The 14,812-nt window shown below is 66.4% G+C and carries 14 protein-coding genes; 6 read left to right on the top strand and 8 right to left on the bottom strand.

Annotated elements, in window-relative coordinates; all coding sequences use genetic code 11:
• The first annotated feature begins 22 nt into the window (after positions 1-22).
• The 3 genes from GM672_RS09305 (at position 23) to GM672_RS09295 (ending at position 4,022) form a co-directional block, all read left to right on the top strand.
• Positions 23-520, top strand: coding sequence for a RidA family protein (locus GM672_RS09305; RefSeq protein ID WP_155470245.1), 498 nt, complete (start codon positions 23-25; stop codon positions 518-520).
• Positions 521-584: 64 nt separating this feature from the next.
• Entirely contained in the window at positions 585-3,047 is a 2,463-nt protein-coding gene (locus GM672_RS09300) for a TonB-dependent receptor plug domain-containing protein (protein ID WP_155470244.1), read from the top strand.
• Between the two features lie 75 nt (positions 3,048-3,122).
• The gene (locus GM672_RS09295) at positions 3,123-4,022 is read left to right on the top strand and encodes an alpha/beta hydrolase (RefSeq protein ID WP_229417645.1); all 900 of its coding nucleotides are present in this window, start codon (positions 3,123-3,125) and stop codon (positions 4,020-4,022) included.
• Positions 4,023-4,040: 18 nt separating this feature from the next.
• On the opposite strand, the gene GM672_RS09290 is transcribed toward GM672_RS09295, so the two are convergent.
• Both GM672_RS09290 and GM672_RS09285 read right to left on the bottom strand, forming a co-directional pair.
• Positions 4,041-4,403 (bottom strand): nucleotide pyrophosphohydrolase, encoded by a 363-nt coding sequence (locus tag GM672_RS09290; protein WP_155470243.1) that lies wholly within the window; start codon positions 4,401-4,403, stop codon positions 4,041-4,043.
• On the bottom strand, positions 4,400-4,852 hold the full coding sequence (locus tag GM672_RS09285; RefSeq protein WP_155470242.1) for a GNAT family N-acetyltransferase: 453 nt from the start codon (positions 4,850-4,852) through the stop codon (positions 4,400-4,402). The genes GM672_RS09290 and GM672_RS09285 overlap by 4 nt, the downstream gene beginning before the upstream one ends.
• 100 nt (positions 4,853-4,952) lie before the next feature.
• Here GM672_RS09285 and pepN point away from each other — a divergent pair, with 100 nt between their 5' ends.
• Both pepN and GM672_RS09275 read left to right on the top strand, forming a co-directional pair.
• Positions 4,953-7,607, top strand: a complete 2,655-nt coding sequence (gene pepN, locus GM672_RS09280; RefSeq protein WP_155470241.1) for an aminopeptidase N — start codon at positions 4,953-4,955, stop codon at positions 7,605-7,607.
• A 207-nt stretch (positions 7,608-7,814) separates the two neighbouring features.
• Positions 7,815-9,434, top strand: a complete 1,620-nt coding sequence (locus GM672_RS09275; protein WP_155470240.1) for an oleate hydratase — start codon at positions 7,815-7,817, stop codon at positions 9,432-9,434.
• Positions 9,435-9,442: 8 nt separating this feature from the next.
• Here the strand turns inward: GM672_RS09275 and GM672_RS09270 are convergent, their stop codons facing one another.
• The gene (locus GM672_RS09270; RefSeq protein WP_170299996.1) at positions 9,443-9,886 is read right to left on the bottom strand and encodes a DUF805 domain-containing protein; all 444 of its coding nucleotides are present in this window, start codon (positions 9,884-9,886) and stop codon (positions 9,443-9,445) included.
• 112 nt (positions 9,887-9,998) lie between these two features.
• Positions 9,999-11,363, bottom strand: coding sequence for a M28 family peptidase (locus GM672_RS09265; protein ID WP_155470238.1), 1,365 nt, complete (start codon positions 11,361-11,363; stop codon positions 9,999-10,001).
• A gap of 154 nt (positions 11,364-11,517) precedes the next feature.
• On the opposite strand from GM672_RS09265, the gene GM672_RS09260 reads away from it, so the two are divergent.
• On the top strand, positions 11,518-11,739 hold the full coding sequence (locus GM672_RS09260; protein ID WP_155470237.1) for a hypothetical protein: 222 nt from the start codon (positions 11,518-11,520) through the stop codon (positions 11,737-11,739).
• Positions 11,740-11,781: 42 nt separating this feature from the next.
• Here GM672_RS09260 and GM672_RS09255 read toward each other — a convergent pair whose 3' ends face one another.
• The 4 genes from GM672_RS09255 to GM672_RS09240 all read right to left on the bottom strand — a co-directional run bounded on the left by GM672_RS09255 (position 11,782) and on the right by GM672_RS09240 (position 14,735).
• Positions 11,782-12,486 (bottom strand): site-2 protease family protein, encoded by a 705-nt coding sequence (locus GM672_RS09255; RefSeq protein WP_155470236.1) that lies wholly within the window; start codon positions 12,484-12,486, stop codon positions 11,782-11,784.
• A 5-nt stretch (positions 12,487-12,491) separates the two neighbouring features.
• On the bottom strand, positions 12,492-13,409 hold the full coding sequence (locus GM672_RS09250) for a DUF2167 domain-containing protein (protein ID WP_229417644.1): 918 nt from the start codon (positions 13,407-13,409) through the stop codon (positions 12,492-12,494).
• Between the two features lie 30 nt (positions 13,410-13,439).
• Positions 13,440-13,943 carry a hypothetical protein gene (locus GM672_RS09245; protein ID WP_155470235.1) on the bottom strand — a complete coding sequence of 168 codons (504 nt, stop codon included), beginning with the start codon at positions 13,941-13,943 and terminating at the stop codon, positions 13,440-13,442.
• Positions 13,944-14,150: 207 nt separating this feature from the next.
• Positions 14,151-14,735, bottom strand: coding sequence for an outer membrane beta-barrel protein (locus tag GM672_RS09240; protein WP_155470234.1), 585 nt, complete (start codon positions 14,733-14,735; stop codon positions 14,151-14,153).
• Between the last annotated feature and the right edge of the window lie 77 nt (positions 14,736-14,812).

The following is a 14,812-nucleotide window of genomic DNA, read 5'->3' as shown; positions in this document are numbered from 1 at the left end:
GCACAACCCTGAAAGAGCCACCATGAAAAAGACCCACATTGCCGCCGCCTTGCTCGCATCGAGCCTCGCCACCGCCGCCGGCGCCCAGGAGATCGTGCGCCACAAGATCCCCGGCTCCGATTTTCCCATCGCGCAGGCCGTCACCGTGCCGGCCAACGCCACCATCCACTTCATCAGCGGTCAGGTGCCGCCCGTGGTCGACAAGGCGGCCAACCCCGATTCGCTGGCCGCCTACGGCGACACGAAAACCCAGACCGTGGGGGTACTGAAGAAAATCGACGAGATTTTGAAGTCGATGCACCTGGCGATGGGCGACGTCGTCAAGATGCAGGTCTTCCTGGTGGGCGATCCGGCCAAGGGCGGCCGTGCCGACGTCAAGGGCTTCATGGAAGGCTACACGCAGTTCTTCGGCGCGGCCGCCGCGCAGCCGAACCTGCCGGCACGCGCCGTGATGCAGGTGGCGGGCCTGAATTCGCCCGGCTGGCTGGTCGAGATCGAGGTCACCGCCGCCAGGAAATAGTCGCCATCGCGCGCTGTCGCAGCACCCCGGTTTCTCCCTCTTTACCAGAAAAAAAGGACTAGCAATGCACAAGGCCATCATCACATCGGGCGCCGCCGCCATGTTGCTGCACTCCGGATTCTCCCTCGCCGCCCCCGAAGCCGCCGCCGATCCCCAATCGGAAAGCATGGCCGGTGCCGCCGGCGCGCCCGTCGCCGTGGGCGCCGTCATCGTTACCGGCACCCGCGCCAGCGGCCTGAAGGCGGAGAACAGCGCCTCGCCCATCCAGGTGCTGGACGCCGCTTCGCTGCAGCGCACCGGCCAGCCCGACCTGATCCAGGCCATCGCGCAGAACATCCCGTCGTTCACGGCGCAGGCCTTCGGCGGCGACACCGCCAACCTGACATTGTCGGCGCGCTTGCGGGGCCTGTCCCCGAATAACACGCTGGTGCTGGTGAACGGCAAGCGCCGCCACGGCACCGCCAACCTGGCCGTGCTGGGCGGGCCTTACCAGGGCGGCGCAGCGGCCGACCTGAACTACATCCCCGTGGCCGCCATCGACCATATCGAAGTGCTGCAGGATGGCGCGGCCGCCCAATACGGCACCGACGCCATCGCCGGCGTCGTCAACATCATCCTGAAGTCGAACAACCAGGGCCTGTCGGGGAACGTCAACGGCGGCGGCTACGGCGACGGCGGCGGCACCACCGGCGACGGCACCGCCAACATCGGCTTCACGCCGATGGCCAATGCCTTCATCAGCATCACGGCCGAATCGCGCTACCACGACTACAGCGACCGTGGCGGCATCGACCCGCGCGTGCTCGATGCGAACAACCTGGCCAACCAGCCCTTGCTGCAGGCGCCCGGCTACCCCTACCTGAACAAGATCTCCGGCGACGCCCAGTACCACCTGCACACCCTGGCCCTGAACAGCGGCTACGACATCGACGACGACACGTCGCTGTACCTGTTCGCCACGGCCGGCCACAAGCGCGCCCGCGCGCACGAGAACTACCGCATGCCCAGCCGCCTGCCGGCCGTGTACCCGCTCGGTTTCGATCCGAAGGAAACCATGAAGGAAACCGACTATGCCGTCACGGGCGGCATCCGCGGCAAGGCCGGCGGCGCATGGAACTGGGAGCTCTCCACCACCTACGGCCGCGACAAGGCCAGGATCGGTGTCGAGGACACGGCCAACGTCTCGCTGTACAACGACACGGGCGCGACGCCCACGGTGTTCTCGGCCGGCGAATTCATCGCCAGCCAGTGGACCAATAACGTCGACGTCAGCCGCGAGCTGGACATGGGCTGGGCCAAGCCGTCCACCTTCGCCATGGGCCTGGAACACCGTGTCGACCGCTATGAAATCGTGGCGGGCGACCCTGGCTCGCGCTACAAGGAAGGCTCGCAGTCGTATCCGGGCTTTTCGCTGACGGACGCCGGCAAGCACGATCGCAACAACAAGGCCATCTACGCCAACTTCATCAGCTTCCCGCTGGCCGGGCTGACGGTCGACCTGGCCGGGCGCTACGAGCACTTCAGCGATTTCGGCAAGGCCAAGGTGGGCAAGCTGACGAGCCGCTACGACTTCACGCCCACCGTGGCGCTGCGCGGCACCTACAGCAACGGCTTTCGCGCACCGACGCTGGCGGAGCAGTACTACTCGGCCACCAACGTCTCGCCCACCAGCGCCTTCGTGCAGCTGGCGCCCAATTCCGCCGGCGCCAGGCTGGTCGGCATCGACGGCCTGAAGCCCGAGGCATCCACCAACCTGTCCGCCGGCATCGTGCTGAACCCGGCCAGCAATATCTCCGTGACGATCGACGCCTACAAGATCAGCATCCGCGACCGCATCGTCGGCAGCGGCGCCCTGTACGGCTCGGGCGGCGCCGTCAACTCGCCGGCCGTGGTGGCGGCTATCCTCGCCAACGGCAACGTGCTCGACCCCACCGTCAGCGAGACGGGCATCAACATCTTCTCGAACGCCGTCAACACGCGCTCGCGGGGCATCGAGATGGTGGCGACGATGAACAGCAACTACGGCGATCTGGGGCGGGTCGACTGGTCGGTGGCGGCGAACTACAACCAGGTGCGCGTCACGAAGATCAACCAGGCCCCGACCCAGCTGGTGCCGCAGACGCTGCTGGACCGCAATGCCATCTCGAACCTGGAGACGGCGTCGCCCCGTGCGCGCGTCAACCTGGGCGCGCTGTGGAGGCTGGGCCAGTGGACCGTCAACCTGCGCGAAGCCATCTACGGCAAGTCGTACAACTGGGAGTCGCCGGACGGCGGCGTCTTCTTCAAGAACGCGATCGGCACGGCAGCCGTCACGGACCTGGAGCTGAGCTACAAGGTGAACAACCACTGGACCGTCACGGCCGGCGCCAATAACCTGTTCAACAAGTACCCGGACCAGGTCAATGGCGACCTGCTGGCAACCTACCGGGCGGACCTGAACAATGCGGCCGTGACGATCTACCCGTCGTTCTCGCCGTTCGGCATCAACGGCGGCTATTACTACGCGCGCGCCAGCTTCAAGTTCTGATCGGGAGCATGGCGGTGACACGGCAGGGCAGGGCGCGGTATGCTGCGCTCTGCCCTGTTTTTTTTCAAGGATGCCATGTTCAAGCCTTTCCGCCATTCGCTGCTGGCCGCGGCCACCCTGGTCGGTGCCGCCGGCGCCGCCGCTGCGCCGATGACCTTGCAGGACTACCTGGCCCTGTCAGGCCCGCAGCCCGATGCCCGCATCGCCTATGGTCCGGCGCCGTCCCAGTTCGCGGAACTGTTCCGCCCCGCGGGCAAGGGCCCGTTTCCCGTGGTCGTGCTGGTGCATGGCGGCTGCTGGACCGTGGAGTTCGGCGGTATCGGGCAGATGCGCAATATGGCCGGTGCCCTGAAGGCGCAAGGCATCGCCGTGTGGAACGTGGAATACCGCCGGTACGACGAAGCGGGCGGCGGCTACCCCGGCATGTACCAGGACATCGCCACGGCGGTCGATCGCCTGAAGGACGCGGCGGCCGAACACCGGCTCGACCTGCAGCGCGTCGTCGCGGTGGGCCACTCGGCCGGTGGCCACCTGGCGCAGTGGGCCGCGTCGCGCCACCGCCTGCCGGTGTCGAGCCCGGCCTGGGTGCAGGCGCCGCTGGCGCTGCCGACGGTAATCAGCCTTGGTGGCCTGGCCGACCTGCGCCTGCAGGCGGCGCTGATCAAGAGCAGCTGCGAACGCGACACCGTGCAGCTGGCCGGTGTGCCAAGCGCTGCGCGCCCGGACGTCTTCGCCGACACATCGCCGGCCGAGATGCTGCCGGCCGCCATCCGCACGGTGCTGATCCACGGCGAGCACGATACGGTCTCGCCGCCATCGACGGGCACGGCCTACGCCGAACGCGCCCGCGCCGCCGGCGATGCGGCCGAAGTCATCGTGCTGCCAGGCGCCAGCCACTACGACGAAGTGTCGGCCCAGTCGCCAGCCTGGGGCATCGTCGGGCGCGAAATCCGCAAGGCACTTGGGTTGCCGTAAGCTTGCCGCACGCCGGCGTCAATACTCGTCGTACTTGCGCGCATCCCCCCGCACCTGCGCGACCGGGTACTTCTCGGCATTCAACGCCAGCTTTTCCAGCGCGGCGGCACGCAGGTCGACGTCGGTCCGGTCGGCCAGCTGCACCAGGTACAGCAGCACGTCGGCCAGTTCGTGGCGGATGCCTTCGCGCTTGCGCTCGTCCAGTTCTTCCGGCGCTCCCGTTGGCAGCCACTGGAAATGTTCGGCCAGCTCCGCCACTTCGACCGACAGGGCCATTGCCAGGTTCTTCGGCGTGTGGAACTGCTGCCAGTCGCGCTCCGCGGCAAAGGCGCGGGTCAGGTCGCGCAGCTGGGTCAGCGTGTCGGCCGGCGCGGTGCTCATGGCAAGGTCTTGGCCATGAAGACGGACAGCGGGTCGTCCGGATAGTCGCCGAACGCGCCCCGGTGCTTGTATCCCAGGCGTTCATACAGGGCCAGCGCTTCGGGCATCGTCGGGCCGGTTTCCAGCATCAGGGAGCGGCAGCCCTGGCCGCGGGCGGCGTCTTCCAGCGTTTCCAGCAGGCGGCGGGCCACACCCTGGCCGCGTGCGGCGGGACGCACGTACATCCGTTTGACTTCGCCGAAAGCCGGCGTGACGACGATGGCGGCGCAGCCGAGCGGGGCGCCGTCGGTGGCGCGGGCCACGGCGAACAGCACGTTCGGCTGCGTCAGCGACGAGATGTCCAGCGCATACACGTTCTCGGGCGGATAGAGCGAATACAGGTAGGTGTCCAGTTCCTCGATCAGCGCGTGGACGTCCGGCTGGTCGGCGGTTTCGAAGGCGATCTGCATGGTTTTGGCGGGTGTTTTCAGATAATTATTTGGTGGCCCTGATGGTATCATCCCCGCGCCGCCCGGGGCAGGCCGGGGGCTGGACACTCACAAGGACACCATGAAAACGCTACTCTCCCAAGCCCTGGCGCTGGCCTTCGGCGCCACGCTGCTGACCGGCATACCCGCTGCCGGCGCTGCCGTAGCCGTGCCGGGCACCCGTGCGGACAATGCCTGGCTGTCGCAGGCCGATGCGCAGGCGCGCTCCGCACGCGTGTCGAACGTGGCCTACCAGCTCGACTTCACGCTGACGGGCAAGGAGACCTTTGCCGCCACGACGACGCTGCAGTTCGACCTGAACGACGCCGGCACGCCGCTGACGGTGGACCTGGACAAGGCCACCATCAAGTCGCTGACCGTGAACGGCAAGACCGTCACGCCGCAGTACAACAACTGGTTCATCACCCTGGCCGCCGGCGACCTGAAAACGGGCCGCAACACGGTGGTGGTCAGCTTCGAGCGCCTGCACAGCACCAATGGCGAAGGGCTGCACCGCATGGTCGACCCGGTCGACGGCCGCGTCTACACCTACTCGCATTTCGAGCCCGCCGCGGCGCACCAGATGTTCGCGTTGTTCGACCAGCCGGACCTGAAGGCGACCTACCAGGTCAACGTGACGGCGCCCGCCGACTGGACCGTCGTATCGACCACGCGCGAGAGCTCGGTGCAGGATGCGCAGGGTGCCAGGCGCTGGGTGTTCCCCGCCACGAAGAAGCTGTCGCCCTATAACTTCTCGCTGCATGCAGGACCGTACAAGGTGTGGGAAGACCACAGCGCGAAATACCCGATGCGCCTGTTCGCGCGCCAGTCGGTGGCGGCGCAGATCGACCCCGCCGTGTGGTTCAACTACACCCGCCAGGGCCTGGGCTTCTTCGACGAGTACTTCGGCATCCCTTACCAGTTCGAGAAATACGACCAGCTGCTGGTGCCGGACTTCCTGTACGGCGCGATGGAAAATGCCGGCGCCGTCACGTTCGCGGAGGCGCGCTTCCTGCACAAGGACAAGATGACGACGGCGCAGCGCCACTCGCTGGCCAGTGTCATCATGCACGAGATGGCGCACCAGTGGTTCGGCGACCTGGTGACGATGAAATGGTGGAACGGCCTGTGGCTCAACGAGAGCTTCGCTTCGTTCATGGGGACGCTGGGCACGGCCGAATCGACGGAGTTCAAGAACGCCTGGCAGTACTTCTACTCGAACGGCAAGACGAACGCCTACCGGCTGGACGATTCGCCAGGCACGCACCCGATCGAAGTGCCGGTGCCCACCACGGCCAACGCCTTCGACAATATCGACGCCATCACCTACGCCAAGGGCGCCTCCACCCTGAAGCAGCTGCGCCACCTGCTGGGCGAGGAAACCTTCCGCAAGGGCGTGCACAACTACCTCGTCAAGTACCAGTTCCAGAACGCACAGCTGGACGACTTCATCGGCAGCCTGGGCCAGGCCGCCGGCCGTGACCTGTCGCAATGGACGCAGCAGTGGCTGTACCAGCCCGGCGTGAACACCATCGCGGCGAACTACAGCTGCAAGGGCGGCAAGATCGACGGCTTCACCCTGGCGCAGACGGCGCCGCAAGCGCATCCCGTGCTGCGCGAGCAGCGCGTGCAGGTGGCCCTGATGCGCACGCAGGGCAGGGCGCTGGCGCTGGACCGCAAGGTCGCCGTCACGTACCAGGGCGCCAATACGGCGGTGCCGGAGCTGGTCGGCGCGGCCTGCCCCGACCTGGTCTATCCGAACTACGAGGACTGGGGCTTCGTCAAGGTGAAGCTCGATCCCCGTTCCTTCGCCACGGCACGCCGCGACGTCAGCAAGGTGGCCGACCCGCTGCTGCGCACGATGCTGTGGCAAAGCATGTGGGACGGCGTGCGCGACGGCGCGCTGCCGCTGAACGACTTCCTGCAGACGGCCCTGAACAATGCGCCGCGCGAGACGGACTACGCCTTGCTGGGCAATGTGCTGGACAAGGTGGAAGCCGGCCAGGCGTACCTGGAGAAGATGGCGCCGCGCGCGGCGTACACGAAGAAGAGTGCGCAGGCCCTGGAGAAGATGGCATGGCAGGGTGTGCAGACGGGTGCGGACGCGAACTTCCAGCGCCGCTGGCTGACCACCTACATCGAAGTGGCCGACAGCAAGCCGGCACTCGACCGCCTGGCCGGCCTGCTGGCCGGACACAAGCTGCCGCAGGGCCTGGCCATCGGCCAGGACGTGCGCTGGGCCATCGTCGAGCAACTGAACGAGCGCGATCACCCGGGCAGCGCCGCGCTGCTGGCGGCCGAGCAGGCACGGGACAAATCCGACACCGGCCAGAACGCCGCGCTGGCGGCCACCGTCGCCCGTCCCGATACGAAGGTCAAGGCCGAATGGCTCGCGCAGATCGGCGACACGCAATCGAAGCTGCCGTTCTCGCGCATCCGCACGGCGATGGAAAACCTGTATCCGCCATCGCAGGCGGCGCTGGCCGAACAGACGGCGGCGAGCCGCCTGGCGCGCCTGCCGGAACTGGACAAGGCCGCCGGCCCCGTCTTCATGCGCAGCTATGCGGCCACCCTGATCCCGGCCAACTGCACGCCGCAAAGCGTGCAGCGCCTGGCCGATGCGGCAGCAAGCCAGACCACGCTGTCGGCCGGCGCACGCCGTGCGCTGCTGGAGCGCCACCAGGAAGACGCCCGCTGCGTGGCCATCCGCGCCGCGCTGACGGTGCCGCTGGACTGAGCATTGTTACCGCAGTGATGAACGCCGGTCTTGCAGCCGGCGTTTTTTTTGCCAGCCGCAACCGAGCAGCCCCTCTAGAAAGAGACTGCGGAATTTGACCTGGATCAAAGTTGACAGAGGGACACAATCGCTAGCATGGCCCTTGTCCCTGGTGCTGCTCATCCGATATCGGTGCCGGACCTGTCCAACAACAAGAAAAGGTCAAACATGAAAGCGCCCATCCTCAACCCGCAGATAGACCGCGACCGCGTCCAGCTGTGGATCGTCGGCGGCGGCATCGCCGGCATGGCCGTCGCCGCGTTCGCGATCCGCGACGGCCACGTGCCCGCGGTGAACATCCATATCCTCGAAGAGACGGTGCTGCCAGGCGGCGCGCTCGATGGGGCGGCGGCGCCAGGCGAGCGGCATGCATGGGTCACGCGGGGCGGGCGCATGCTGACCGACGAGACCTACCTGTGCCTGTGGGACCTGTTCGAGACCATCCCCGCGCGCGACGATCCATCCATTTCCGTGCGCGAGGAATGCCGCCGCTTCAATGCCGACGTGAAGACGCATGCCCAGGCGCGGCTGATCGACAGCGCGCACCACGTCATCGACGCGGCGAAGCTCGGTTTCTCGGCCACCAACCGGGCCCAGATGCTGCGGCTGCTGGCGCTGCCGGAAGCACTGATCGGCAGCCGGCGCATCGACGAATTCTTCGACGAGCACTTCTTCCAGACGAATTTTTGGCGCATGTGGCGAACCACGTTCGCCTTCCAGAAGTGGCACAGCGCCGTCGAACTGCGCCGCTACTTCCTGCGTTTCGTGCAGGAGTTCCCCCGCATTCACACGCTGGCCGGCGTGAAGCGCACACGCTACAACCAGTACGATTCGCTGGTGGTGCCGCTGCAGCAGTGGCTGACGGCACAAGGTGTCGACGTGCGCTTCGGCACCCGCGTGACGGATGCCGAGTTCGTGACGCAGGCCGATGGCGGGCGCCGCGCCTGCCGCCTCGTCATCGAGACGGCGGCCGGCGGCGGCGAAATCGCACTGGGCGAGTCGGATCTTGCCTTCTTCACGCTTGGCTCGATCACGGCCGATTCCACCTATGGCGACAACGATACCGTACCGGCCCTGGTGCGCGACCGGCGCGACCATGGCTGGTCGCTGTGGCAGAACATCGCCCGCAAGGCACCGGACTTCGGCCGCCCCGCCGCCTTCTACGGTAACATCGACGAGCATAAATGGGAGTCGTTCACCTTGACGATGCACGACGACGTGCTGCTGCGCCGGATCGCCGCCAGCACGGGCAACGAGCCGGGCACGGGCGCGCTGATGACGTGGTTCGAATCGGGCTGGCACCTGTCCATCGTCGTGCCTTACCAGCCCCATTTCGCCGGTCTTCCCGCCGGCACGGCGACCTTGTGGGGCTACGGCTTCGACATCGACAGCGACGGCGACTACGTGAAAAAGGCGATGAGCGCCGCCACGGGCCGCGAGATCCTGACGGAGCTGGTGCGCCAGCTTGGATTCGACGACATCCTGGAACACGTGCTGGCGACCACCGATGTCACTACCGTCATGCTGCCGTATGCCTCGGCGCTGTTCGCCTGCCGCGCACCGGGCGACCGGCCGGCCGTGCTGCCGCAAGGGACGCGCAACTTCGCCTTCCTCGGCCAGTTCGTCGAGATGGAGGACGATGTCGTCTTCACCGTGGAGTACTCGGTGCGCTGCGCCATGCTGGCCGCTTACGCGCTGCTCGGCATCGAGCGCGAGATCCCGGACATCTACAACGGGCTGCTCGATCCGAAGGTGGGCTGGCAGGCGCTGGAGGTGGCGTTTCACTGAGCCCGGGTTCAGCGCAACACGTCGAACGCGAGCGCCAGGGCCAGGCTGGCGAAGATCGCGGTGCCCAGCCGCCGTGCCCAGGCTCGTTCGATGCGCGGCTCGGGCGCATCGCCATGGCGGCTGGCGCCCGGTGTGCCGGGCACGAACAGCAGGCACCCGAACAGCGCCAGCCCGACGAAAGGGAGGAACAGGCCCGCGGCCAGCCACAGGGGCCAGCCGATGTCCTTCAGCCGGCCGATGCCGGCCAGCCCCATGGCGGCAATGGTCGCCGCCCAGGCCACGCCCATGATGACGGTAGTCCCGGTCATGGCTAGGGAAGGAAGGTGCATGGCCAGCAGCATTGCCGCCATGACGGCGACCCCGGTCGCGACCATCGACAGGCCGAAGCGCAGCCGGCCGATGCGGGGCGGCCAGGCCTGCGGGACGTGCATGAAGGGGAGGGTGTGCGGCATGGCTTTCTCCTGGAACGGGTGAAAGCCGATCATCGCCCCGGCACGGAGCGGGTGCGATGATCCATCCTAAGCGCCTGGCCGAAAGCGCCTGCGCGGTGAAAGGACGTTTGACTCAGCGCTGCGGCAATGGATACGTCGCCGGGCTGACGTTGCCGTCCTTGTCCACCGCCTGCACGCCGAAGAAGACATTGTCCTTCGACAGCTCGCTGCGGAACGCGGTCACGTTGCCGACGAATTTTGCGCCCTGCCAGTTGGCCGCCGTCGTCTCGCGCCACACGACGCGGTAGCCGGCCAGGTCCGGCTCCGTGTTGGGCTGCCAGGCCAGGTCGGTCTTGTTGTCCAGCTTCGCCGTCAGCACCTTGACGTCGCGCGGGGCGGCCGGCGCCAGCGCCAGCGAGGCCAGCGCGGCGGCGTTGATGCGTGCGACCTTGGCCGTGTAGTCGACGTCGACGAATTCGATCAGGTCGCCGAACTGGGTGCCGCCTTCCTTGCGCAGGTCCTGGTGCTGGTGCCGGAAGTCCTCGGCCGGTTCCGTGAAGCGCAGCGCCGCGAAGCCCTGTTCCAGGAAGGGGATATGGTCGCCGCCGCGCAGGTAGCGGTCGCGCCGCTGGATCACCGTCACCTTGAAGTCCTTCACGTAGCGTTCGCCCGTTTCCTTGACGTGGCGGGCCAGCTGGCGCGACGGCGAATCGTTCTCGCCGCCCGTCTGGATCAGGGTGCGCAGTGGCTCCGGCACTTCCTTCAACGCCGGGATGCCTTCGGCGAACAGGCGCACCTGCCTGTTATCGCGCTTGCCGTCCTCGTTGACGGAGCTGCCGATGATATCGTTGGTGAACATGCCGGCCACGTTCAGGTTGTTCTTGCGGGCCTGCTCGGCCCAGTGGCCGGCGCCGAACAGGCCCTGTTCCTCGGCCGCGACGGCCATGAAGACGAGGGTGGCATCGAACTGGTGCTTCGCCATCACGCAGGCCAGCTCCATCACGGCGGCCGTGCCGGAAGCGTCGTCGTTGGCGCCGGGCGCATCGCTGGTGTAGTCCATCACGTCGGAAACCCGCGAATCGTAGTGGCCCGACACGACATACATGCGCTCCTTCGACGCGGCCTGGCTGCCGGGCAGGGTGGCGACGACGTTGACGATCTCCGTCGGCCGCGACAGCCGCGGCGTCACGGGATGCACATGGCTGTCGAAGCTCACCTGCAGGCGCCCGGCGCCGCAGCGTTCCAGCTCGGCCTTGATCCAGCGCCGCGCCGCGCCGATGCCGCGCGTGTCCGATTCCGTTTCCGACATCGTGTGGCGCGTGCCGAAGCCGACCAGCTTCTCGATATGGCCGCGGATGCGCTGCGGCGAGATGTCGCGCACGATGGCGTCGATCTGGGCCTGGCGGGTGGGGCCGCCGGCGGTAACGGGGGCGGCGGCGGCCATCGCGCAGCTGCCGGCCAGCAGCAGGGCCAGTGGGGTTGTCGAACGTGGATGCATGGGTTTCCTTGTGCAGGTGATGGCGTAAGGTGTGGCTTGATGTGCGGCTCAAACAAGCTTGCATAAGCTTACCCGATTCCACGGCCGGCCGGCATTGCCGCGGCTGGGCTGCGCGCCTGCGCTAGAATGCGCGGTTCAACCCCATGGAACCACTATGACTTACGAAGAATACCTGGACGAAGTGACAACCCTGCTGTTCGAGAAATACAACCTGACGGAAAAGCAGGCCATCACGATGGTGATGCGGGCACAGGACGCCGAATTTTTCGTGCGCCACGACGACATCGAAGCGCTGCGCAATGTCGACCAGGCCCACGCCGACGCCAAGGCGCTGCATGCGGCGGCGCAGGAAGCCAAGCCGGCAAAACGAAAATAAGCCGGCGGCCCGGGTTTGGCCCGGGTTTGGCCCACGTCCTGCTCAGGTCTTGATCATGTCGTGGATGCTGTAGCTCATCACGGCCAGGAAGGCCACCAGGCCCAGATACAGCACGCCGTAGTTGATGCGGCTTTCCAGCTTGACGGTGTAGTAGCCCGGGTTCGGTCCCGGGTCGCCCCGCCATGCCGCCTGCAGCTGGGGAATGGCCAGCACGCCGACAAGGATCAGCATCGGGCTGGGACGGTAGAAGAACAGGGCCGCCAGCAGGGGCACGCCAATCAGCCACACCTTGGGCGAGATGATCGCCGTGATGCGGCCGCCATCCAGCGGCATCAGCGGGATCAGGTTGATCAGGTTGAGCATGCAGCCCGAGTAGGCCAGTGCCAGCAGCAGCTGGCTGTCGGTGTCGCGGGCGGCGAAGTAGCAGCACATGGCCGCCAGGGTGCCCGCCAGCGGGCCGCCGAAGCCGACATAGGCTTCCGTTTCCACGTCGTGCGGCAGGTCCTTCAGCGACACCCACGCGCCGACGAACGGGATCATGGCCGGCAGGCCCACGTCCAGCCCGCGCTGGCGGGCCGCCACGTAGTGGCCCATCTCGTGCACGAAGATCAGCAGCACGAAGCCGGCCGCATAGCGCCAGCCGAACACCCAGCTGTAGACGACCAGCGACAGCAGCATCGTGCCGCCCGTCGTCAGCAGCTTGCCCATTTTGCCGGCCGCGAACAGCCACAGGATGAGTTTGCCCATCGTCCTCAGCCGCGCTTGCCCAGGTCGACCTTGGACTTGCGGCCCAGAAGCTTGAAGAGCCAGCCACCGGCAGCCAGCAGGCCCACCAGCAGGATCTTCTTGAAGGCCAGTACCAGGGCGAACAGCTTGCCGAACAGGCCCAGCTTGGCTGCGGCGCCGCCGGCGATCAGGGCGGCAATGCCGTACTCGGCCACCTTGTCCGTCTTCTCGTCGAAGTCGGCATAGCGGTTGCCGGGCGTGAAATCGGAAAACGCCGTCACGTTCTTCATCTCGCTGCGCACCTGCGCGATCTGGTCCATGCCGGCCACGGCGTTCAGCACCAGCACGCCTTCGCGTCCCAGCACGCGCACCCCGTAGTTCAGGCCGTTCTGCGTGTCGCCTTCGCCGTGCAGTTCCTTGGCCCAGTACAGCTTGTGGGTGGCCTTGTCGTAATGCGGGGCTTCGGCCCAGCCGACCAGGGTCATCGGCTGATAGCCCTGCTTCTTGCGCTCCTCGTTCGATGCGGCGATGGATTCCTGCATGGACTTGAGCAGCTCGTCGTACTTGATGCTGTCGGCATCGTCGTCCTTGACGTGGCCTTCCTTTTCGTACGTGACGACCACGCCCCAGCCTTCGCGGCTCAGCGGATTGACGGCCGTCGGCACGATCATGCCCAGGGTTTCAATGCCGGGCGGATTGCCCCAGCCTTCCGTCAGCAGGCGGCCCGCGTCGGCCGGCGACAGGTAGCGAAAACCGGCCGGCAGGTCCAAGGTGGCGATATCGCCCGGCAGCGTGATTTTGCCTTGCTGGAATTTTAGCGAATCCAGCAATGCCGCGGCGGTGGAGGCGGATGCGGCGGCGGGTTCGGCAGGCGCGGCGGCCTGGACGGCAGCGGTCGTCAGCGCCAGGCACAGCATGGCGGAGAGGAGGGCTTTGATCAGCATGGGACTTCCCTGTGTGGTGGATTGTTGTCGTTATGGTTGTTGCGGCCGGGAAGCGCCGGCGGTCGTGCGGCCCGGCGCCGCCGGCTGGAATGCCGTCTGGGTTGCCGTGGTGCGAGAGACCGGCGCAAAGCTCACCGCCGGGCTGGTGTCGCCCACCTGGCGCATCATCACGGTCAGCGTGTTCGGATAGTCGAAGCCGGCGCCGGTCTGGCGGTCGACGACATAGCCGATCAGGCCGCCAACGATGACGTTGCCCCAGACATTTATATTGGCCCCCGATTCCACCCGCGACGTGCCCGCCAGCGCTTCGCGCTTGCAGTCCACCACAAGGTCGGCCGTGCTTTTGTGGATCGTGGCCGTACCCGGGCTGTTGAGGAACCACGTTCCGGTGTCGTTCGACAGGGTGCAGCCGATGCCGGCGACTTCCTGGTTGTTGAACACGGTGGTAACGGACAGCGGCTGCAACTGCTTGCCGGTGATGGAGGCACAACCGGTCAGTACGAGCGCAGCAAGCAAGGGGATAAATTTGAGCATGGGGAAGGTTCCTGTCGGGCGGCAGCAGTGTGACATTGCCAAATGGAATGATTCTAGAGAAGAATCGTGTCCGCAATCTCTCCGAATGTCACAAGCGCCGGAATATTATTGCAACGCAACAAACGTGGCGTAGATTGCATTGAGTTTCGTCGTAAAGCAACAACGCCACCCGAAAGTGGCGTTGGCATGCTGGCGTCTGCTGCGTGCTTAGAAGTAGTAGTTGCCCGAGATGCCGACGTGGTTGCCCTTGGCATCTTCATAACCACGGGCCTTGAACGTTTCGTTCACATAGCGCATCTTCATGCCGAAGTTCGGCGTCCAGAAGTATTCGGCTTCCAGCACGGCACCGGTCGAGTTGTCGAACTTGGTATCCAGGCCGGCGGCGGCGCCGCTGCTGGTCAGCTTCGCGCCATTGATGTAACGCACACCGCCGCCCACGCGCCACTGGGTGTTGATGTGGTAGTAGCCCAGCACTTCCACGGGGAAGCGGCGGAACCGGATGCTGCCATTGTCGGCATTGGTGTCGTCGATATGGAAGTTGACCGTGGCCTGCACGGAAACCTGCGGGCTGACGCGGTACTCGGCACCTGCGGTCAGGTACAGGCCCTTGCCGGCGCGGATATCCTGCGAATCGCCATTGGTGTAGCTGGCGGTGGCAAGCTCATCGCCGCCGCCGCTGAAGCCGGCGCCGGCCAGGAAGCGCACTGGCGCCGCGGCGGTGGCAGGGGTTTGAGCGTGGGCGGCGACCATCGTGGCAAGCAGGGTCGAGAAGGCGAATACGATTTTTTTCATGATTTAGCAATGGCACGGACCGGCAACAGGGATGGGGCGATAACGGCCATGCCGCTCGCGCCAGCTGAAAGCAATCC

It is taken from the genome of Pseudoduganella buxea (assembly GCF_009720835.1).
Taxonomy (GTDB): domain Bacteria; phylum Pseudomonadota; class Gammaproteobacteria; order Burkholderiales; family Burkholderiaceae_D; genus Rugamonas; species Rugamonas buxea.
Note: the sequence above shows the minus strand (reverse complement) of the source record. Positions and strands in the feature narration are given on the sequence as shown.